Annotated in this window: 17 protein-coding genes and 4 tRNA genes; 5 read left to right on the top strand and 16 right to left on the bottom strand. The window is 40.5% G+C overall.

The annotated features are described in order from the left end of the window. Positions 1-123: 123 nt before the first annotated feature. Positions 124-2,073 carry a hypothetical protein gene (locus QUE86_RS13740; RefSeq protein ID WP_286257858.1) on the top strand — a complete coding sequence of 650 codons (1,950 nt, stop codon included), beginning with the start codon at positions 124-126 and terminating at the stop codon, positions 2,071-2,073. 40 nt (positions 2,074-2,113) lie between these two features. Here QUE86_RS13740 and nth read toward each other — a convergent pair whose 3' ends face one another. The 12 genes from nth to QUE86_RS13800 all read right to left on the bottom strand — a co-directional run bounded on the left by nth (position 2,114) and on the right by QUE86_RS13800 (position 11,694). Then, a complete protein-coding gene (gene nth, locus QUE86_RS13745) occupies positions 2,114-2,746 on the bottom strand; it encodes an endonuclease III (RefSeq protein WP_286257860.1) in 633 nt (210 codons plus the stop codon). Positions 2,747-2,784: 38 nt separating this feature from the next. After that, entirely contained in the window at positions 2,785-3,483 is a 699-nt protein-coding gene (locus tag QUE86_RS13750) for an electron transport complex subunit E (RefSeq protein ID WP_286257861.1), read from the bottom strand. Beyond that, positions 3,483-4,118: an electron transport complex subunit RsxG gene (gene rsxG, locus QUE86_RS13755; protein WP_130051849.1), complete on the bottom strand. Its 636-nt coding sequence runs from the start codon at positions 4,116-4,118 to the stop codon at positions 3,483-3,485. The genes QUE86_RS13750 and rsxG overlap by 1 nt, the downstream gene beginning before the upstream one ends. After that, on the bottom strand, positions 4,118-5,173 hold the full coding sequence (gene rsxD, locus QUE86_RS13760; protein ID WP_286257864.1) for an electron transport complex subunit RsxD: 1,056 nt from the start codon (positions 5,171-5,173) through the stop codon (positions 4,118-4,120). Before rsxD ends, rsxG begins: the two co-directional genes overlap by 1 nt. After that, positions 5,170-7,857: an electron transport complex subunit RsxC gene (rsxC, locus tag QUE86_RS13765; protein ID WP_286257866.1), complete on the bottom strand. Its 2,688-nt coding sequence runs from the start codon at positions 7,855-7,857 to the stop codon at positions 5,170-5,172. Before rsxC ends, rsxD begins: the two co-directional genes overlap by 4 nt. A gap of 8 nt (positions 7,858-7,865) precedes the next feature. Next, entirely contained in the window at positions 7,866-8,420 is a 555-nt protein-coding gene (rsxB, locus tag QUE86_RS13770; RefSeq protein WP_054553690.1) for an electron transport complex subunit RsxB, read from the bottom strand. A gap of 1 nt (position 8,421) precedes the next feature. Beyond that, the gene (gene rsxA / locus QUE86_RS13775; RefSeq protein WP_054553689.1) at positions 8,422-9,003 is read right to left on the bottom strand and encodes an electron transport complex subunit RsxA; all 582 of its coding nucleotides are present in this window, start codon (positions 9,001-9,003) and stop codon (positions 8,422-8,424) included. 177 nt (positions 9,004-9,180) lie between these two features. Further along, on the bottom strand, positions 9,181-11,124 hold the full coding sequence (locus tag QUE86_RS13780; RefSeq protein ID WP_286257871.1) for an EAL domain-containing protein: 1,944 nt from the start codon (positions 11,122-11,124) through the stop codon (positions 9,181-9,183). Between the two features lie 193 nt (positions 11,125-11,317). After that, positions 11,318-11,394, bottom strand: a tRNA-Asn gene (locus QUE86_RS13785). A gap of 29 nt (positions 11,395-11,423) precedes the next feature. After that, a tRNA-Asn gene (locus QUE86_RS13790) sits at positions 11,424-11,500 on the bottom strand. Between the two features lie 19 nt (positions 11,501-11,519). Beyond that, a tRNA-Asn gene (locus QUE86_RS13795) sits at positions 11,520-11,596 on the bottom strand. Between the two features lie 21 nt (positions 11,597-11,617). Further along, positions 11,618-11,694, bottom strand: a tRNA-Asn gene (locus QUE86_RS13800). A 1,063-nt stretch (positions 11,695-12,757) separates the two neighbouring features. Here QUE86_RS13800 and QUE86_RS13805 point away from each other — a divergent pair. The 4 genes from QUE86_RS13805 to QUE86_RS13820 are packed head-to-tail and all read left to right on the top strand — an operon-like array spanning position 12,758 to position 17,719. Further along, positions 12,758-14,137, top strand: a complete 1,380-nt coding sequence (locus QUE86_RS13805) for an MATE family efflux transporter (RefSeq protein WP_286257873.1) — start codon at positions 12,758-12,760, stop codon at positions 14,135-14,137. After that, positions 14,134-16,128, top strand: a complete 1,995-nt coding sequence (gene uvrB / locus QUE86_RS13810; protein WP_130051844.1) for an excinuclease ABC subunit UvrB — start codon at positions 14,134-14,136, stop codon at positions 16,126-16,128. The genes QUE86_RS13805 and uvrB overlap by 4 nt, the downstream gene beginning before the upstream one ends. Before the next feature lie 5 nt (positions 16,129-16,133). Then, positions 16,134-17,063 carry a class I SAM-dependent methyltransferase gene (locus tag QUE86_RS13815; RefSeq protein ID WP_286257876.1) on the top strand — a complete coding sequence of 310 codons (930 nt, stop codon included), beginning with the start codon at positions 16,134-16,136 and terminating at the stop codon, positions 17,061-17,063. After that, the gene (locus QUE86_RS13820) at positions 17,063-17,719 is read left to right on the top strand and encodes a tRNA (adenine(22)-N(1))-methyltransferase (RefSeq protein ID WP_286257878.1); all 657 of its coding nucleotides are present in this window, start codon (positions 17,063-17,065) and stop codon (positions 17,717-17,719) included. The genes QUE86_RS13815 and QUE86_RS13820 overlap by 1 nt, the downstream gene beginning before the upstream one ends. On the opposite strand, the gene QUE86_RS13825 is transcribed toward QUE86_RS13820, so the two are convergent. The 4 genes from QUE86_RS13825 to QUE86_RS13840 all read right to left on the bottom strand — a co-directional run bounded on the left by QUE86_RS13825 (position 17,720) and on the right by QUE86_RS13840 (position 19,419). Next, the gene (locus QUE86_RS13825) at positions 17,720-17,962 is read right to left on the bottom strand and encodes a hypothetical protein (protein WP_054563649.1); all 243 of its coding nucleotides are present in this window, start codon (positions 17,960-17,962) and stop codon (positions 17,720-17,722) included. 69 nt (positions 17,963-18,031) lie between these two features. Further along, positions 18,032-18,919, bottom strand: coding sequence for a DMT family transporter (locus tag QUE86_RS13830; RefSeq protein ID WP_130051841.1), 888 nt, complete (start codon positions 18,917-18,919; stop codon positions 18,032-18,034). 72 nt (positions 18,920-18,991) lie between these two features. After that, positions 18,992-19,150 (bottom strand): DUF2496 domain-containing protein, encoded by a 159-nt coding sequence (locus QUE86_RS13835; RefSeq protein WP_130051840.1) that lies wholly within the window; start codon positions 19,148-19,150, stop codon positions 18,992-18,994. After that, positions 19,147-19,419, bottom strand: a complete 273-nt coding sequence (locus QUE86_RS13840; RefSeq protein WP_130051839.1) for a late competence development ComFB family protein — start codon at positions 19,417-19,419, stop codon at positions 19,147-19,149. The genes QUE86_RS13835 and QUE86_RS13840 overlap by 4 nt, the downstream gene beginning before the upstream one ends. Positions 19,420-19,442 lie beyond the last annotated feature (23 nt).

Below are 19,442 nucleotides of genomic sequence, written 5' to 3' on the forward strand. Positions count from 1 at the left end.
CTCGTAATCCCCTGTTTAAATGTATGAGCATTGTCAACTTTTTAATAAAAATATACACTCAACCGCCTTAAAGATATAAACCGGATTCGCACACTATTTACTTGCTGTAATAGACTATTAGATATGAAACTTTCCAAATATATTATATTAATCACCACACTCCTTTTGGTAGCTTGTGGAGGTAGCTCGCCTTCGGATGAACCTAAAGTTACAACTAAAATAGACAAAATCAGCTTAAACTCTGAACTGATAAGGGGCCAAAGTACCAGCGCAATAATAGAGTGTGTTGATTGTTTGAAGGATGAAGCCATTTATAGCTGGAAAATTGATAATGTTGTAGTGAGTCAATCTAGTTCATTTACTCCTGATTTTGAGCATTTGGATAAGACGGCTGTGATCACGGTTCAAGTACCAAGTATTGATCAGGTGATGAGTGATGAAGTTTCCTATCAGGCTGAGATTATTTCACGTAAAACCAAAGTCGAATCGCTAGAACTTACAGGGAAACATACTCCAAACACGACAACCCTTGCGGATTTTACCTGTGATAATTGTTTGTCGGAAACAATATCAATGCAATGGTTTATAGGCGACCAGTTAGTTGCAACCGGCGCGTCGTTTACACCAGAATTAAATAACTTTGATAAACCAATCACTATAAAAGCAAAGGTGATTAGTATTGATAAAATTGTTAGTGAAACGGCTTCATTTGACTTTATCAAGCCGACTCCAATCAGTGGAAATATAGACCTATCAGATAAATATATTTTGATGTCTAACGGCGAGCTAATTTTTGATAGTACCAATGGAATACAGCCGGAAGATGGCAAGAGTGACTTTGTTAATGCTTATTATGGAAAACATGTATGGGGGACTGTTTTAGCTCAAGATACTAAAGGGAAATTTTTTAAATATGGTGACGGCAGAGAGTTTTATTCTCATGAAAAAGAAAGTAGCTTTGAAGATATAAAAGAAAAAATAAACAACGTGAAAAGTTACTGGTTAGATTTCTACGGTGAGCACGTTTTAACAGGTGATGGAAAAGTTATTACTTGGGATAACACTCTCGATGATTCAGGTAATTTTGAATACAGTAAAGCCCAATTATCCCAAACAGAGCTTAACGATGTAAAACAAGTTCTGCATTCACTTTATGACTGTAGCAGCTCTGCAAATACTTCAGCAGTGCTGTACAACTCTGGACTTCTTGTTATCGACGGATTTTGGTGGGATAAAGAAGGCTCGCACCAACATAGTTATAAGCGAGTAGAAAAAACGGGTGTTAGTAAGATACAAGCTGTTAGCTATGCTGGTGGTGGAGGATACGATGCTGTAGCAATATTTGATGAACAAGATAATGTAGAAGTTTGGACGTGCAGTAATGAGCCGTTTTTTTCTACTCAAGAAAGTGGAGAATATGCTACAGGGTTTGGAGATTTACAAAATGTAGCCCGAATAATCAGTCCTTTAGATTCAAAAGCTATTCTTGCGATAAAAAAAGATGGTAGCTTTTCAATCAGAGGTTCTGGTTTAACCTACCGTGTTTCGAGTCTAAACACTGAGATTAAGGTAAAAGACTTACTTAAAATTAGTTGGATGTATGTTCTGTTGGATGTTGAAGGTAATATTCATTATTTAGATAGCTATTGGAGCGAATACTTACCTGAACAGTTCCCAGAGTTTTCTTTTGATAACATAGCATATAGTGTTCCTTCAGATCATTCCAATGGCGTAGTTGTTAAAGACGATGGTTCGGCTTTACTTATTACACAAAACAACCCACAGACATTATCTTCTGTTAAAGATGTAAACCTAGTAGACAATTTTATGCTAATTACGGATAAAGAAGATAAGCTCATGACTTATTATGACCATGATAGCGAAAGAGAGTTAGATGCAGATTTCTTTTCAAATGGTATTAATCAAATAGAGGGCGTTTCAGAGGTCATAAATTTAGGACACGGTTATATTATAAAAACAAATTTAGGTGAGTTTATTTTAGTTCAACCGAACGAAAGCTATCTCAGTTACTTCCATGACAAAATCAATCGGCCAATTGAAGCTATAGATTAATTATTTTTTAAATAAATTAGCGCACTATAAAAAGAGAAGGCTAATCAGTCTTCTCTTTAAACTCACACAAGTCTTCAATAATACAGCTGCCACATTTTGGTTTGCGGGCGGTACAAACGTAGCGACCATGTAAAATGAGCCAGTGGTGCACATCGACTTTAAATTCTTTAGGTACTACTTTTTCTAATTTTTGTTCTACAGCAACTACATCTTTACCCATGGCAAACTTAGTGCGGTTAGAAACGCGGAAAATATGCGTGTCTACAGCAATGGTCGGCCAGCCAAAGGCACAGTTTAAAACAACATTCGCGGTCTTTCTGCCAACACCCGGTAATGCTTCGAGTGCTTCACGATTCTCTGGTACTTCTGAGTTATGTTTATTGACCAGAATCTCACACATTTTATAGACATTATTAGCTTTAGAATTAAATAAACCAATGGTCTTAATGTAATCACGAAGGCCTTCAAGGCCCAAATCAAGAATCGCTTGAGGCGTGTTAGCAACAGGGAAAAGCTTACGTGTGGCTTTATTAACCCCCACATCTGTTGCTTGTGCTGATAAGGTAACAGCAACTAATAATTCAAACGGGCTTGAATATTCAAGCTCTGTTTCTGGGTGCGGATTTTGTTCACGAAGACGAGATAAGATCTCGTAGCGTTTTTCTTTATTCATGGTGGCGTAAAGCACGCAGTGACGGTGCGCGCTCTCCTTTAAGTTAAACTCGTTACTCGGACTCTCGGGCCTTTTTCTGCTTCTGGAGTAACAACTTGCTTAGATTTTATTTGTGTATCAATGACATTTTTTGCAGCAATCAATAAACCAAGTCCCAAAAAGGCACCCGGAGGTAAGATAGCTAATAAAAATTGGTTATCAAAACTGAATACTTCAATTCGAAGTGCTGCAGCCCATGGTCCTAATAGTAAATCGGCGCCATCAAATAGCGTACCTTGGCCAATAAGCTCTCGCATCGCCCCTAATACCACTAAAACTAGCATAAAACCAAGACCCATCATCAGTCCGTCAAAGGCTGAAAGTGGCACGGTATTTTTAGAGGCGAATGCTTCTGCGCGACCGATAATGGCACAGTTAGTAACAATAAGCGGAATAAAAATCCCCAGTGATTGGTAAAGCCCAAATGTATAGGCATTCATCATCAGTTGCACAATGGTTACAAAGCCTGCGATGATCATCACAAAAACAGGGATACGAATATCTTTAGGCACCCAGTTACGTACTATCGATACGGTTACGTTAGAGCCAACCAGTACCAATAAAGTCGCTAATCCAAGGCCTAACGCATTGGTAATCGTTGATGTAACGGCAAGTAGCGGGCACAAGCCTAATAACTGAACAAGGGCAGGGTTATTGGCCCACATACCATCTTTAAACAAGGTTCTAACTTGGCTCATTACTTGGCTCCTTGACAGATGTTTGGTGCAGCAAACAGATTATCAAATTCAGCTTGGGCAAAAAGTACCGCTTGTTTAACTGAGCCGACAACAGCACGGGGTGTGATCGTAGCACCGGTGAATTGATCAAACTGGCCGCCATCTTTTTTAACAGCCCAGCGGTTGTCATCTTCACCCAGTACATTTTGGCCTTTGAAAAGGGTGATCCAGTCAGACTTCTTGATCTCGACTTTATCGCCAAGACCCGGCGTTTCTTCGTGTTTAGTGACACGGACACCGGCTATTTCGCCATTGGCAAAAACTGCTGTTAATAAGTTGATATCGCCGCTATAACCACTTGGTGTTACATGGCGCATCACTAAAGCATAAGGCTTATTGTCTTTGTAGGCGCGGTAAATAACTTGCTCTGGGCGTGGACCTAAGCGCTCATCGGTGATCACAACACAATCTTTATAGAGCTGATTGTCGTAATGATGAGCATCAAGTACTTGTTGCAGTTGTTCTGCAAGTTGTTGCTTTTCTTGCTCTTCAATACGCTCAGCAGTCAAGTTATGAGTAAGGGCTACAGTGCCTGTGGTAATGAGCGCAAACGCAGTAAGAATAGCACCATTTTTAGTCATTGAGGAAAGGATCATTATTTCACCCCATGGCCGTAAGTTCGTGGTTGCGTGTAGTAATCAATTAAAGGCACCGCCATATTTAGCAGCAATACACTAAATGCCACTGCATCAGGGTAACCACCAAAAGTACGAATTAAGTAAACAAGCAAACCAATTAACGCGCCGTAAATTAAACGCCCTTTATTAGTTGTTGATGCAGAAACAGGATCCGTGGCAATGAAAAATGCCCCTAACATAGTCGCACCACTGAATAAGTGAAATACCACACCTGGTTCTGTGCCAGGGGCGGCGATATAACCTATACCACTGCACACGGCTATCGAGGTTAAAAAGCTAACAGGGATATGCCAATTAATGATTTTAGCTTTTAATAAATAAAGACCACCGATTAAAAAGCCGAGGTTAACCCAGCCCCAGCCAAGACCAAACCAGTCGTTAAAAATTGGTTTACTCATGCTTTCAGCCACCGTTAGGTGATGGGCGACATCTGTTTTAACGGTATCAAGCGGTGTTGCCATAGTTGTGCCATCAATTGCTACACGTAATTGATCGACACTAAATCCAGCGCTTGTAAAGCCATTGAAAATAACAGACAGCTGTTGTGAGAAGCTAATCGGAGATGCAAGTAAATCACTCACAGGTAACCAACTGGTCATTTGCACTGGAAACGATACAAGTAGTAATACATAAGCTGCCATAGCAGGGTTAAATAAATTAAAGCCAAGGCCGCCATAAAGCTGTTTTACAATAACAATTGCAAACATACAGCCAATTACGATAATCCACCAAGGCGCTAAAGGTGGAATACTCAACGCCAGTAATACGCCCGTTAACCAAGCACTGCCATCACTGAGTGTTGGCCAAACTTTGCGCTTACGAAGCAGCAATACAGCGGCTTCACAGGCGCTTACTGTTATAAGTGCGAGAATAAGCTGAATTAAAACGGCTGTGCCAAAAAAGTACACTTGGGCAATTAAGCCAGGAATACACGCAGCAATCACCGTCATCATTAATCGACTTAATGATTTATGGCTATGATTATGCGGCGAACTCGCCATGGTTAGTTTCATGACTTATCGTTTCCTTCTTGTTGTAACTTTTTAGCTTTAGCTTTAGCTTTTGCAATTGCACGGGAAACTGCTGCTTTTTTCTTATCTTCGCTAGACTCAGGTTCATCAGATTGCGGTTTGGCATCTGCCTCATCACTTGAATCATTTATTTGCTCTGAATAATCGTCACTCTGCGCTTGCTCTTTAGCGGCTTTTTTCGCTTTAGCGCGAGCGATAGCTGCAGCAACGGCGGCTTTTTTCTTGTCTTCGCTAGATTCAGGTTCATCAGATTGCGGTTTGGCATCTGCCTCATCACTTGAATCATTTATTTGCTCTGAATAATCGTCACTCTGCGCTTGCTCTTTAGCGGCTTTTTTCGCTTTGGCGCGAGCGATAGCTGCAGCAACGGCGGCTTTTTTCTTGTCTTCTCTAGATTCAGTAGCATCAGACTGCGGCTTGGCATCTGCCTCATCACTTGAATCATTCGTTTGCTCTGATGAACCGTCACTCTGCGCTTGCTCTTTAGCGGCTTTTTTCGCTTTAGCGCGAGCTATGGCTGCAGCAACAGCGGCTTTCTTATCATCAACTGGTGCGCCATCTTCTTCAGCTTCAGTTTGGTTTTTAGCAGATTGCGCGGCTTTTTTCGCTTTAGCGCGAGCTATGGCTGCAGCAACGGCAGCTTTTTTGTCATCAACTGGTGCGCTATCTTCTTCAGCTTCAGTTTGGTTTTCAGCAGCTTGAGCGGCTTTCTTCGCTTTAGCGCGAGCTATGGCTGCAGCAACGGTAGCCTTTTTGTCATCAACTGGTGCGCTATCTTCTTCAGCTTCAGTTTGGTTTTCAGCAGCTTGAGCGGCTTTCTTCGCCTTTGCACGAGCGATAGCAGCTGCAACAGCGGCTTTTTTGTCATCTTTTGGTGCTGAGTCTACTTCTGCGTTATCTTCTTTAGCTTGCGCGGCCTTTTTCGCTTTAGCGCGGGCAATAGCGGCAGCAACCGCAGACTTTTTATCGTCTTTATCGGCGCTTTCTTCACCTTGCTCTAGTGCTTTTTGCTCTTTATATTTACGTGCTTGTTCTTTACGCGCAGCACGCTCTTTAGCTACTTCAGAGTTATCAGGCTCAATCTCTGCACCTTGCTTTTTCGCTTTAGCACGCGCGATAGCAGCAGCGGCAGCTGATTTACTCTCTTTGTCATCAGATTTAGTTTTAACTCGTGCTAGTGCATCGGCCACTTTTTGTTTTTCGCTATCTGACTTAGCAGCTGGCTTACGTTTGTGGCGGTTTTGACGTTCTTCTTGTTCGCGCTCTAAACGCTCTTTACGTGCTTCAAAACGCTCCTTTGCACGCTCAGCTTTAATTTGTTCTGCTTGCTGTTCTTTTATTTCTGCTTTAGCAACACGATAGTACTGAACGAGTGGAATTTCACTTGGGCATACATATGCACATGCACCGCATTCAATACAATCGAATAGGTTGTGCTCGTTGAGTTTGGCGTATTCTTTAGACTTAGCGAACCATTGTAATTGCTGCGGTAACAATGAAGCAGGGCAGGCGTCAGCACAGGCACTACAACGAATACAGGCTTTTTCCTCACCCGGCTCAGCAAGTTCTTGGTGATCTGGCGCTAAAATACAGTTTGTCGTTTTAACGACACCAATTCGCACTGTTGGTAGGGTAAAGCCCATCATCGGGCCGCCCATTACAACACGTTGTTGTGGTACTGGTGAAAAACCTTGGCAATCTAATAAATGTTTAATTTCAGTGCCCAGTAAAGCCCACACGTTACCCTGTTTATGAATGGTGTTACCAGTTACAGTCACCACACGCTCAATCAGAGGTTTACCCTCATGCACAGCTTGATTTACTGCAAACAAGGTACCGACATTTTGCACTAACATACCAATATCAGCTGGAATACTGCCACTCGGGACTTCTTTGCCAGTTAGCAATTTAATCAGTTGTTTTTCACCGCCAGAAGGGTAAACCGTTGGCACTGTTTGTACTATTATGCTGTCGTTATGTTCAGCTGCTTTTTTCATAGCAGCAATGGCTTCTGGCTTATTATCTTCAATACCAATAATTGTGAGCTGCGGGTTTAACAGCTGCTGCATTAATTCAATGCCCGCGATAATACCATCAGCATGTTCGCGCATTAGCATGTCATCAGCGGTGATATATGGCTCACATTCGACGGCATTGACAATTAAAAACTCAATGTCTTTACGTATATCTGCTTTGACATAAGTAGGGAAGCCAGCGCCGCCCATACCTGAAATACCGCTTTGATGAATAATATCCACAAGCTCATCATGCGAAAGTGCTTTGGTATCAGGCACAGACCGAAGCTCGCACCATTTATCTTCACCATCAGGTTCAATGATAACGCTAAGTTCTGGCAGCGCTGATGGGTGAGCAGATGGCATTGGGCAAATATCGCTGATCAGCCCAGATGTTGGTGCGTGTACTGGCACTGACCAATTCCCGCTTGGTTTCGTTAATGCTTGGCCTTTAAGTACCTGTTGGCCTTTTTCAACAATGAGTTTGCCGTTAGCGCCAATATGTTGTTTTAGTGATACAACAAGTTTGTCAGGTAGTGGTAGTCTTGCGATTGCTTGCTTAGTTGATTGCTGCTTTTGACCCGGTGGGTGAATACCTCCAGGAAATGGCCACACTTTACCTTGTTTAATTTGATCTATTAGCTTTTCCATCTGTGCTCCTAATCTACCTGAGTCACAGGGATTGCGTTTAATTGCCATTTCCAGGTTTGTTTAGTTTCTTTTACGGGCAACATATCAATACAGTCTACAGGGCAGGGTTCTACACATAAGTCACAACCGGTACATTCATCAATTAACACGGTATGCATTTGACGCGTTGCACCGACAATGGCATCAACAGGACAGGCTTGAATACATTTGGTACAGCCAATACATTCATCTTCACGAATATAGGCGACTGTTTTAATCGGATCAGCTTGCTCACCGCCTGCAAGTGGTTTTGCTTCAACACCCATTAAATCAGCTAATTTTTTTACTGTTGCTTCGCCGCCTGGTGGGCATTTATTTATTTCATCGCCGTTGGCAATCGCTTCAGCATATGGGCGACAGCCAGGGTAACCACATTGGCCACATTGTGTTTGCGGTAAAATGGTATCAATTTGGTCAACTATAGGGTTGCTCTCTACGCGAAAACGCACGGCAGCGAAACCTAAAATTAAACCAAATATTAGCGCTAATGAACCTAACGCTATCAAAGCATAAAACAAGGTCATATTAAAACTTCACTAATCCTGTAAAACCCATAAAGGCCATCGACATAAGGCCTGCAGTGATCATCGCAATAGAAGCACCTTTGAAAGGAGCAGGGACATCAGCCGCAGCTAAGCGTTCACGTAATGCAGCAAAGAGTATTAACACCATAGAAAAGCCCACTGCGGCACCAAAGCCGTAAACAGCGGATTGCAAGAATGAGTGGTCTTCTTTGATATTAAGTAGGGCAACGCCTAATACAGCACAGTTAGTGGTGATAAGCGGTAAGAAAATCCCTAATAAGCGATAAAGTGTCGGGCTGGTTTTTCTAACCACCATTTCAGTAAATTGCACGACAACAGCGATAACCAAAATAAAGCTCATGGTACGCAAAAACTCGATATCCAGCGGGATCAAAATATAATGATTTACTAGATAACTAGTCACGGAGGCAAGTGTAAGTACAAAGGTTGTGGCTAAGGACATACCAATCGCGGTATCTAACTTACCCGACACGCCCATAAATGGGCATAAACCTAAGAATTGAACTAAAACGAAGTTGTTGACTAGCACGGTGCCAATCAATAACAAGACATACTCTGTCATGCGTGCCTCACGAGAATAAAAACGACCCTATTATCCTTTTTTCTGGGGGCTGACACAACACATGAGGGACGAATAGATAAAATTAACAAAGCTGTTTACGATTAAAGTGTTAAAGCTAAGTTAATAGATAGAATAGGCCCAAAAACAGTAAGGTTTTTTGGGCCTTTAATAGGGGGGTTAAATGTCTTTTGGTTTTTCGATGTAATAGCCTTGCACACCATCAAGACACAGAGTTTCAATGATATGCTTTTCTTCTTGGCTCTCTACACCTTCAGCAAATACACTCACTCCAATACGGTGGGCAAGATCAACCATTAAGCGCATAAAATATTGATTATTTTTATCTTCTTCAAGGCCGCGGGTATAACTTGCATCCATTTTGATGAAATCAGGTTTTAAATCTCTAAAGAATTTAAATGACGTTAAACCAACACCAAAACGCTCTACAGTGATACGCGCACCGACACGATGCACCATATCGATAAAGCGCTTACTTGCTTTAATATTTTGTTGCAAGCCAAACTCGCTCACTTCAAATATAAGCTTAGAGGCGATATTACTGTCTTTTAGTAGGCGGCGCTCAAGCCAGATCACAAATTGATCATTATGGGCGCTTGATGCGGTAACATTGATTCCAAAGAATTTCTCAGAAAAATTACGGGTTTTAATTTTTTCTAAGCTGGTGTCAATGATTAAGCGGTCAATTTCCATAGCCATTTCTAGCTTTTCGGTCATAGCAAGAAAAGAGGCAGTTGGTAGCATTTGATTTTCTGCGGTTTTGAAACGAACCTGAATCTCTGCATAGGCCTTCACACTTTTACCAATTGGCATAATGTTTTGCATGACCAAGTGAACACGTTTGGTTTCGATCACTTCGTTAATCACTTTACGCCAGTTTTGGTTACCAAAACCAGCGCTAGCATTATTTACAAGGTCAGTCTCGCGTTGAACATGCCATGCGTTAGCTTGCTTTGATTGCGCCATACTCATCGCATTATCAACAATAGATAATAACTCTCCTAAAGGTTTACCTTTTTCGTATCCGACAATACCTGTGTTCGCGACTGAGCTTAACTCTTGATTTTGTTGATACTGTGTAAATCGAGACTGTAAGTTATCACCAAAACGTTCCGCTTCTTTTAGTGGGGTATGGGGCAACACAACTGCAAAGTCTGAGCTGTTCAAACGAAACACTTGGCTACCAGTATAAGTACCACTGATATGTTTAATTATATCGGCCACGCCTTTAACATAATCATCACCTTTTTGGTAACCACGAGTTTGGTTGATGGCTTGCAGCTCGCTACAGCGAACCATCGCAAGTGAACCAAAAGTACTTTTTTCTGCGTTTTCGATATTCTTTTCGTAGTACTCAACAAACATATTACGGTTGCCAAGGTTAGTCACTACATCTTTATAAGCTTCTTTTTTGATGTTCAGCGCATTGTTTTGAATATCGTCGTGTTTAGTTTGTAAAAAGTGAGAAAGGCGGTTGAATGAAGGGATTAAATCTTTGCTTAACTTTTTTAGGCTAGTTGTATCAATTGATTGTTCTAGGTCATCATCAATTTGGTTTTGATTAATATAAATATCAACTATATCTGCAACTGTAGTGCTAATTTTACGATTAAGGCGGCGGAACATGCTCTTCATATAGATAATAGGAAGTAGGGCAATCAAGCCTGAAATTAAAATAACAACAAATAGAGCCTGTTGTAATAAGCTTGCGAGATTATGCGCATTAATTGTGAATTCAACCTTTATATCAGATGCTTGGTTAACGGCAAATTGAGGGCGAATTGAGTTAAACGTAGCATTTACAATTTCAGCAAATATGGGTAGGGGTTGACTTGATTCAACTGAGCTAACTACTTGGCCCGCTTGATCACGGATCACAAACTTAGAAAAAGTACTGCCATCGGCAAGCGCGTGTTTAATTTTTTCTGGTGCTAGTTCATCTAATGTCTGAGTGTTTATATAAGCACTAACGACATTTTGTGCTTTTTGCTGAGCATCACTGACAGCACTGTCGAAACTAAGGGCAATAAAATAACCACCTAATAAAGCAAAAAGCAGCCAAGATATGAGTTGTATAAATATAAGTTTTTTAAAGCCAGCCATGTTCTTATCTTATAAAAGCCTAACGGAAGGAATCAATTCCTTGATTGATCGCTTTAATTACAGTCATTACATTCTATCGTAAAAAATAGAAAAAACTTTAGAAATAACTTTAATGTAGGGTAGATTATAAGCGCTTTAAAGTCTAATACAATCGAAGAATAGTAGTAGATAAACCTGATTATTTTCTGTGAGTTGGCTCCCCCTCCCCGACTCGAACGGGGGACCTGCGGATTAACAGTCCGTCGCTCTAACCAACTGAGCTAAGGGGGAACTAAATAGAGTAGTAGGGTGCTATGATTTGGCTCCCCCTCCCCGACTCGAACGGGGGACCTGCGGATTAACAGTCCGTCGCTCTAACCAACTGAGCTAAGGGGGAACAATCATATTCATAAACTTGGCTCCCCCTCCCCGACTCGAACGGGGGACCTGCGGATTAACAGTCCGTCGCTCTAACCAACTGAGCTAAGGGGGAATCGTTTATGATTGAAAAACTTGGCTCCCCCTCCCCGACTCGAACGGGGGACCTGCGGATTAACAGTCCGTCGCTCTAACCAACTGAGCTAAGGGGGAAGCGTCATGCCTTTCAACGGGGCGAAATATTAATGACAGCATTGCAAAGTGTCAACATAAAAACTTCATAAATTCAAAAAAGAAGCTTATTCGATGTTTTTATGTTCGATCTGCGCAAAATGTAGCTGAAAACCACTGCATTTTTTAGCTTGTAGTAGGGGACCTATGTCGAAAGCTTTTATTTTTTGCATGCTTTTTAAACAGAAGCATCATTTTAAAAGTATAAAAAAGTTTCTTTGCTTAGATATTCTTTACCAAGTTGAGTAAATCATCATTTATCCAATGTTTTATTCTAACTATGAAAATCAGATCTAATTCTTTTTGTTTGAAGTTCTCCGAGCGTAATTTTTTCTTTGTATTTACTGTGTAGGACTAGTAAAGATTTTTCTATTCTTTGCAGAGAAACTCAAAAATGATCTGAATTCAATAGAAGTAAACTCATTTTTAGTGCTGTATTTCATATGCTTAGCATATGAAATTTTATAGAACTTTAATTGTCATACTTAACTTTATAATAGGGTAGAACAATTTTTACGCGTTCTTTTCTAGAAACTTATAAAAAGGTTAAAACAATAGGCTTTGTTACTTTTCCTATACAGAGATGAACATCCACCTTAGAAGCCTTTATATTTGCGGCTTCTAGAGAGTTATCCACGGTTTCTGTGGATAACTCTGTTTATTAAACTTTAAGAACAGCTATAGTACTAGGATTTTAGGGCGCTACAGCAATTTCAAGCATTTAATTAAGTTTTTTTATTTTATTATAAATCAATTGCTTAGTATTTTTATCTGAAGCCATGCTGAATTGATAAGTAAATTTATTCGTGACGATGAAATAGCGCGATTTGTTGTGTAAAAAAACAGCGAAAACTGCCTTTTAATTGTAACAAAGCTATTAAAGTTGTTTTTATATTGTATTTTATGAGGGTTAGTGGTTATTTTTATGTCAAAGTGTCAAAAGTGATAGTTTTGTGTATCAATTTTGATTCTGCTAATAAAGCATAGCTTGCAAGAGAAGGATGCTTTAAACTAACAGGTTCAGAAAAAGAGGCAAAGTATCCCCATGAGCGTGAAACCGCAGAGCAAAACTAAACCTGATCTTTTAAACTCACCCATTCTGCCAACCTTAAAAAAAATGACCATTCCGATGATCTTTGGAATGATCACCCTAATGATGTTTAACCTTGTTGACACCTTCTTTATTAGTTTACTAGGCACTGAACCTCTCGCCGCTGTCAGTTTTACCTTTCCTGTTACTTTTACTGTTATTAGCCTTGCAATTGGTTTAGGTATAGGCACTTCAGCGGTTATCGCTAAAGCCCTCGGTAGTGATAAGTTAGATGAAGCTCGCTTTGATGCCAGTATGTCATTGTTGGTATCGGTTGTGATGGTGTTTAGTCTTTCTGTGATGGGCTATCTTCTGATAGATCCTATTTTTAAGTTACTTGGTGCTGGTGAATTAGTATTACCGCTTATTCATGAGTATATGAGTGTATGGTTCCTTGGCAGCGTGTTTTTAATTACACCTATGGTTGGCAACTCAGTACTTAGAGCAAGTGGTGATACCAAAACTCCGAGCATTGTTATGGGTGGAGCGGGGCTGATTAATGCTATTTTAGACCCTATGCTTATTTTTGGCTTTGGGCCTTTTCCCGCATTAGGTATACAAGGCGCAGCAATTGCCAGCGTTATTGCGTGGTCGGTTGCAGTGGTTATCATTTTATATATTCTAGCAATTAAAAATGGCTTATTGAGTTTGCATGCTGGTTTGCAAACACCATTTAGCTCAATTCAAAAAATTCTTAAAATTGGTTTACCAGCGGCGGGGGCAAATATGCTTACACCAATAGCAATGGCGGTAATTACGGCATTAGTGGCTAAGCATGGTCCTGAAGCTGTAGCAGCGTTTGGTGTTGGAAGTCGAATTGAGTCTATCGCAAGTCTTGTTGTGCTTGCTTTATCGATGACTTTACCGCCATTTGTTAGTCAAAACTTTGGTGCCGGTAAGTTTGAACGTGTAAAAGAAGCCTACACTAAAACCTTAAAATTCGTGATGATTTGGCAGTTTGCTATTTATATTTTACTGCTATTAACTTCTGGCTTGATAGCTAATGTATTTGGTAAAGAGCAGGCGGTAATGGATGTTATTAAGCTGTTCATTTATATCCTACCGCTAAGTTATGGCCTACAAGGGGTAATTATTCTATCGAACTCTTCATTTAACGCATTACATAAACCGATGAATGCGCTTATTTTAAGTGTAGTACGTCTGTTTGTTTTTTACGTGCCTTTTGCTTATATCGGCAGTGAGTTTGCTGGGTTAAAAGGGTTATTTATTGGCGCGGCTATAGGTAACCTATTTACTGCGGTGGTTGCCTATAGATGGTTTATCAAAGAAGTTGATGGGTTAAGTGAGTCTTATGTGAAGGAGTGTCATTCATGAGCGACCATTTTCAGCTAGTTTCTAAATTTCAGCCAAATGGTGACCAACCAACGGCGATTGCACAGTTAAAAGACGGTCTTGAGGCTGGGCTTGCACATCAAACATTATTAGGGGCTACAGGAACGGGTAAAACCTTCACTATGGCCAATATCATTAATGATTTGAATCGGCCAACCATTATCATGGCACACAACAAAACACTCGCAGCTCAGCTTTATGGGGAAATGAAAGAGTTTTTCCCTCATAACGCGGTTGAGTATTTTGTTTCTTATTATGATTATTACCAGCCAGAAGCCTATGTTGTTGCTAGTGATACATTCATTGAAAAAGACGCCTCTATCAATGAGCATATTGAGCAAATGCGTTTAAGCGCTACTAAAGCGCTACTTGAGCGTCGTGATACGATCATTGTGGCTTCGGTGTCTGCTATTTATGGTTTGGGCGATCCAGACTCATATATGAAAATGATGCTACTGCTTAAAGTTGGAGAAACTGTCGATCAACGCGACATGCTGCGTCGTCTTGCTGAATTGCAATATACTCGAAACGATATTGAATTTAGCCGTGGTACATATCGTGTTCGTGGGGAAGTGGTTGATATATTTCCTGCAGAATCTGATACTTATGCCGTTCGTGTGGAGATGTTTGACGATGAAATAGAGCGTTTAAGTATTTTTGACCCACTTACTGGGGCTGTTGAAAAGCACATTGTACGCGCTACTATTTACCCAAAAACGCACTATGTTACGCCGCGTGAAAAAATTCTCGATGCTATTGATAAAATAAAAGATGAGCTTAAAGACCGTCGTTCTCAGCTACTTAGTGCCAATAAACTTGTAGAAGAGCAACGTATTGCTCAGCGCACTCAGTACGATATCGAAATGATGACCGAGCTTGGTTATTGCTCAGGAATCGAAAACTACTCGCGTTACTTATCTGGCAGAACGCCAGGCGATCCGCCGCCAACATTGCTTGACTATTTGCCTGATGACGCATTAATGATTATCGATGAATCGCATGTTACGGTATCGCAAATCGGTGCTATGTATAAAGGTGATAGAAGCCGTAAAGAAAATCTTGTTGAGTATGGCTTTCGCTTGCCATCGGCGTTAGATAACCGCCCATTACGCTTTGAAGAATTTGAAGCAATCGCGCCGCAAACTATTTATGTGTCAGCCACCCCAGGTGACTTTGAGCTTGAACGCTCGTCAGGGGAGGTTGCAGAACAGGTCATTCGTCCAACCGGGCTTATTGACCCAGAAATTGAAGTGCGCCCAGTGGGCTCACAAGTAGATGACTTACTCTCTGAAATATACAAACGAGTTGAGGTCAACGAACGGGTATTGGTAACTACTTTAACCAAGCGTATGGCTGAAGATTTAACCGACTACCTAAATGACCATGACGTAAAAGTTCGTTATTTGCACTCAGATATCGATACCGTCGAACGGGTTGAAATTATCCGCGATTTACGTGCAGGTGTGTTTGATGTGTTAGTGGGCATTAACTTATTACGAGAAGGTCTCGACATGCCAGAGGTATCCTTAGTAGCGATACTTGATGCCGATAAAGAAGGTTTCTTACGCTCTACTCGTTCACTGATCCAAACCATAGGTCGTGCTGCACGTCACTTAAATGGTAAAGCGATTCTTTATGGTGACCGCATTACTAAATCAATGAGACAAGCCATTGATGAAACAGATCGCCGCCGTGAAAAACAACAAGCTTATAATCTTGAGCATGGTATTGAGCCGCAAGCTTTGGTTAAAAGCATCACCGATATTATGGATGTGGGCGAAGAAGCAAGCCCTAAAGACAACCTTAAATTGGTGCGTAAAGAGTCTAAACAAGTACTCAGTGCAAAAGAAATTGCCAGCCAAATTAAAGAGCTTGAAGCGAAAATGCATGCCTATGCTAGCGATCTTGAATTTGAAAAAGCGGCATCTGTGCGTGATGAAATTCACGAATTACAACAACAGTTAATTAACTAAAGATTATGACAAACGATTTTTCTGCCATTTTAAATGCTTTAGCAGAGGCTCCTCTCGCTACAAATGAATTATGCCGTGTATTTCATGGCCGTGGCCACTCCGTGGCTGAGCTTAGTCACATTAACTTAGACTTTTATCCGCCAGCACTTTTTTTAGTTTCATATGAAGAAATAGATGAACAAGTGCTTGAGCAATTAACTAATACAGTGTGGCAATGGGCGCAAGTAAACCCACCAGAGCTTGTGACTGCATTGGTTTACCAACAACGCTGTGGGATTAATACCCGAAATTCTCTTCTGTTTGGTGAATTACCACAAGAGCATCTTGTTAGTGAAAATGGTATTAAGTTTAAAGTAGATTTACTTAGTCGCCAAAATACCGGTATATTCCCTGATATGCGCCGTGGTCGAGAGTTTGTCCAAGCTAATAGTAAAAACGCAAAAGTGCTAAACTTGTTTTCTTATACTTGTGGCTTTTCTGTTGCTGCAATGCAGGGTGGTGCTGACCAAGTTATTAATATGGATATGAATAAAGGCGTGCTTAGAACGGGTAAACAAAACCATCAGTTAAATGGTTTTGCTCAAGGAGTTAGTTATTTCCCACACGATATTTTAAAGTCATTCGGCAAGTTAAAAAAATCAGCACCTTATGAATTGATCATTGTTGATCCACCGAGCTTTCAAAAAGGAAGCTTTATATTGACTAAGGATTATCAAAAAATCCTGCGTCGTTTACCTGAACTGTTAAATGAAAACACCCAATTATTGCTTTGTGCTAATAGCCCTGAGCTTTCAGAGCAGGCGTTTAAAGAGCTAATTGCTGAGCATACGCAAGGGGCTATTTTTTTTGTTGAGCGTTTAAAACCGACAGATGGCTTTGTTGAAGTAGACAGTGATCGAAGTTTAAAAGCCTTAGTCTATAAAACAGCAAATTAATGGCATTGAGTAAACGACTATCAGCCATCGTTGATGTGGTTGATTCAGGCTATGACGAAATCTGGGATTGCTGCTGCGACCACGGTTTGTTAGGAATTGAGCTTTTACAGCAAAATAAAGCACAGCTTATACATTTTGTTGATATTGTGCCTGAGTTGATGCAAGCACTAAATGACAAACTGGTGCGCTTTGCCACTAACGAGCAATGCGGTCGCTGGCAAGTTCATTGTCAGGATGTTGCGATGATTTCCCCTGATCCAAATAAACGTCATCTTGTTATTATTGCGGGTGTTGGTGGTGAGCTATTGGTGCAATTTTTAGCGAAGATTGTGGGTCATCACCCAGGTATTCATATTGACTTTATTGTTTGCCCTGTACATCACAGTTATCAAGTTCGCCGCTATTTGCAAACACTCTCATTAGGGCTCGTATCAGAACAGTTGATTTGTGAAAATAAACGCTTTTATGAAATCATAGCTATGAGTGCGTCATCATCGAAACAGGTTACTCGAGTTGGGCAGCAAATGTGGCAACTAACAAGTAAAGAGCACCAAGCCTATTTAAAGCAGTTATGTGCTCATTACCAACGCATGTTAAATCAAGACGCGGCTTATTATCAGCCAGTGCTTGATGAGTACTCAGCTTTATTATTGTAATTAAAGTTTATTAATTTCTTGTTTTACGCTGTAGCTAGAGTCAGTGACAATGGCTTCGAGCGTTTGTACACGTTCTCTTAACTCTTGTAGTTCTTTTGTCACTTCGGCAACATGTTCGTTTGCTTCTTTTGAATTTTTTAAAGTCCGTGATTTAAACTCAAGGTGTTTTTTATACATATCATAAATTACCCCAGAGCCGACTGATATCAGCACGATTAACACCACCATGGTAGTACCTGACATACTATTCTCCTTCCATATTTAGTACCTAATAGAGTATAGATTGTATTTAAAAATGCAATTTGCATTCTGTTACAAGGTGTTTCGTTTTAAAAATGGTTTTATACGGATAAAGCCTGTGACCAGCATGGTGCCAGCGATAACACAAAGTGCGCCGCCTAAGGTATTTGGCCCTATTTGTTCATCTAAAATTAAATTACCCCATACAATACCAAAGAGTGGGATTAAAAAGGTAACAGTCAACGCAGAAGTTGGGCCAATGTCATCAATCAAGCGGAAAAACAGTATATACGCCACAGCTGTACAAAGCACACCGAGAGCGACCACTCCAAGCATCACTTCATTACTTGGCATTTCTCTGGCAGGAATAACAAAAATAAGCGGTAGTACCATAATACTTGCTGCCCACATACTGCCATGAGCATTATCAAAAGCAGACAACTTTGGTGCATGTTTAGTGTAATGGGATGCTATGGCATAACTTAGTGAAGCACAAAGTGCTGCAAAGATTGCTGTAACTGCTTGGGTATCGATAGTGAGGCTATTTTGACCCACTAAAATTGCTACGCCCGTTAAACCTAATAGTAAGCCAAGCAGCATACTTTTAGTGGGTTTAGTTTTACTCCAAATAATACCAACAATCACGCCCCAAATTGGGGTTGTTGAGTTTAGTATTGATAAGGTTGATGCATTGATTGTTTGTGCTGCATAGGCAAACAGTAAAAAGGGGATAGCGGAATTAAGTGCGCCAATAATAAAAAAGTGTTTTTTATGTGTCGTGAAAGCGAGTGTCTTTCGTAAGTATAAAGCAAAAATAAAGAGTGTTATTGCTGCAAAGCCAACTCTTAGCTCTATTAATACCGCAGGGCCTAAGCTATTAGCTGCCATACGCATAAATAAGAAGGAAGCGCCCCAAATAGCAGCAAGGATGAATAAGCGCAAAAAACTTGGCAATGACATGGTGTTACATTCTTTAATTATAAAACCTGAGCATAACAAATTTATGCCCTAATACTCGCCATTTTCGGACTATTAATTAGTTGATTTTGAGAGTTTCTTTTCGAAGTCAGATTTTACGATTTCTAGTGCGGCTAATACATCTTCAGCAGGTACGTCGTTTTGCTCTAAGAGCATAATTAGGTCAACAGCAATCTTTATATAGTCAGGCGCATGCTCTAACTCACTACTCATGATTGTAGTTCCTTTTTCTTAGCAACTTGACTGATTGCCACATCGATTGCCGTTTGTACTTGCTGCTCCATTTTTATACGCTCTGTTTGCGGTAAATAAAATTCCATATCAACATCATAGCGTATGTAGCGGGCAGGGAGTTGATTTAATACAGTGCAGCATAAATCTGCCATAACATCATCACTGTAGGTCGTTTCTAAGTTACGTTTTGTGATGTCTTCGACAACCAGTTTTTCATAGTAGTTGTGAATGTCGTCATGCAATTTCATACAAAGTGAACCCAATTAAAAAG

Source organism: Pseudoalteromonas apostichopi, from assembly GCF_030297135.1.
Classification (GTDB): domain Bacteria; phylum Pseudomonadota; class Gammaproteobacteria; order Enterobacterales; family Alteromonadaceae; genus Pseudoalteromonas; species Pseudoalteromonas apostichopi.

Bases quoted from the DNA above. Each gene is read 5' to 3' on its own strand.
- QUE86_RS13815 (WP_286257876.1), top strand. From the start codon at position 16,134: ATGACAAACGATTTTTCTGCCATTTTAAATGCTTTAGCAGAGGCTCCT.
- QUE86_RS13750 (WP_286257861.1), bottom strand. From the start codon at position 3,483: ATGAGCCAAGTTAGAACCTTGTTTAAAGATGGTATGTGGGCCAATAAC.
- QUE86_RS13830 (WP_130051841.1), bottom strand. From the start codon at position 18,919: ATGTCATTGCCAAGTTTTTTGCGCTTATTCATCCTTGCTGCTATTTGG.
- rsxG (WP_130051849.1), bottom strand. From the start codon at position 4,118: ATGATCCTTTCCTCAATGACTAAAAATGGTGCTATTCTTACTGCGTTT.
- QUE86_RS13835 (WP_130051840.1), bottom strand. From the start codon at position 19,150: ATGAGTAGTGAGTTAGAGCATGCGCCTGACTATATAAAGATTGCTGTT.
- QUE86_RS13740 (WP_286257858.1), top strand. From the start codon at position 124: ATGAAACTTTCCAAATATATTATATTAATCACCACACTCCTTTTGGTA.
- QUE86_RS13780 (WP_286257871.1), bottom strand. From the start codon at position 11,124: ATGGCTGGCTTTAAAAAACTTATATTTATACAACTCATATCTTGGCTG.
- rsxD (WP_286257864.1), bottom strand. From the start codon at position 5,173: ATGAAACTAACCATGGCGAGTTCGCCGCATAATCATAGCCATAAATCA.
- QUE86_RS13805 (WP_286257873.1), top strand. From the start codon at position 12,758: ATGAGCGTGAAACCGCAGAGCAAAACTAAACCTGATCTTTTAAACTCA.
- QUE86_RS13820 (WP_286257878.1), top strand. From the start codon at position 17,063: ATGGCATTGAGTAAACGACTATCAGCCATCGTTGATGTGGTTGATTCA.
- nth (WP_286257860.1), bottom strand. From the start codon at position 2,746: ATGAATAAAGAAAAACGCTACGAGATCTTATCTCGTCTTCGTGAACAA.
- rsxC (WP_286257866.1), bottom strand. From the start codon at position 7,857: ATGGAAAAGCTAATAGATCAAATTAAACAAGGTAAAGTGTGGCCATTT.
- rsxA (WP_054553689.1), bottom strand. From the start codon at position 9,003: ATGACAGAGTATGTCTTGTTATTGATTGGCACCGTGCTAGTCAACAAC.
- QUE86_RS13840 (WP_130051839.1), bottom strand. From the start codon at position 19,419: ATGAAATTGCATGACGACATTCACAACTACTATGAAAAACTGGTTGTC.
- rsxB (WP_054553690.1), bottom strand. From the start codon at position 8,420: ATGACCTTGTTTTATGCTTTGATAGCGTTAGGTTCATTAGCGCTAATA.
- uvrB (WP_130051844.1), top strand. From the start codon at position 14,134: ATGAGCGACCATTTTCAGCTAGTTTCTAAATTTCAGCCAAATGGTGAC.
- QUE86_RS13825 (WP_054563649.1), bottom strand. From the start codon at position 17,962: ATGTCAGGTACTACCATGGTGGTGTTAATCGTGCTGATATCAGTCGGC.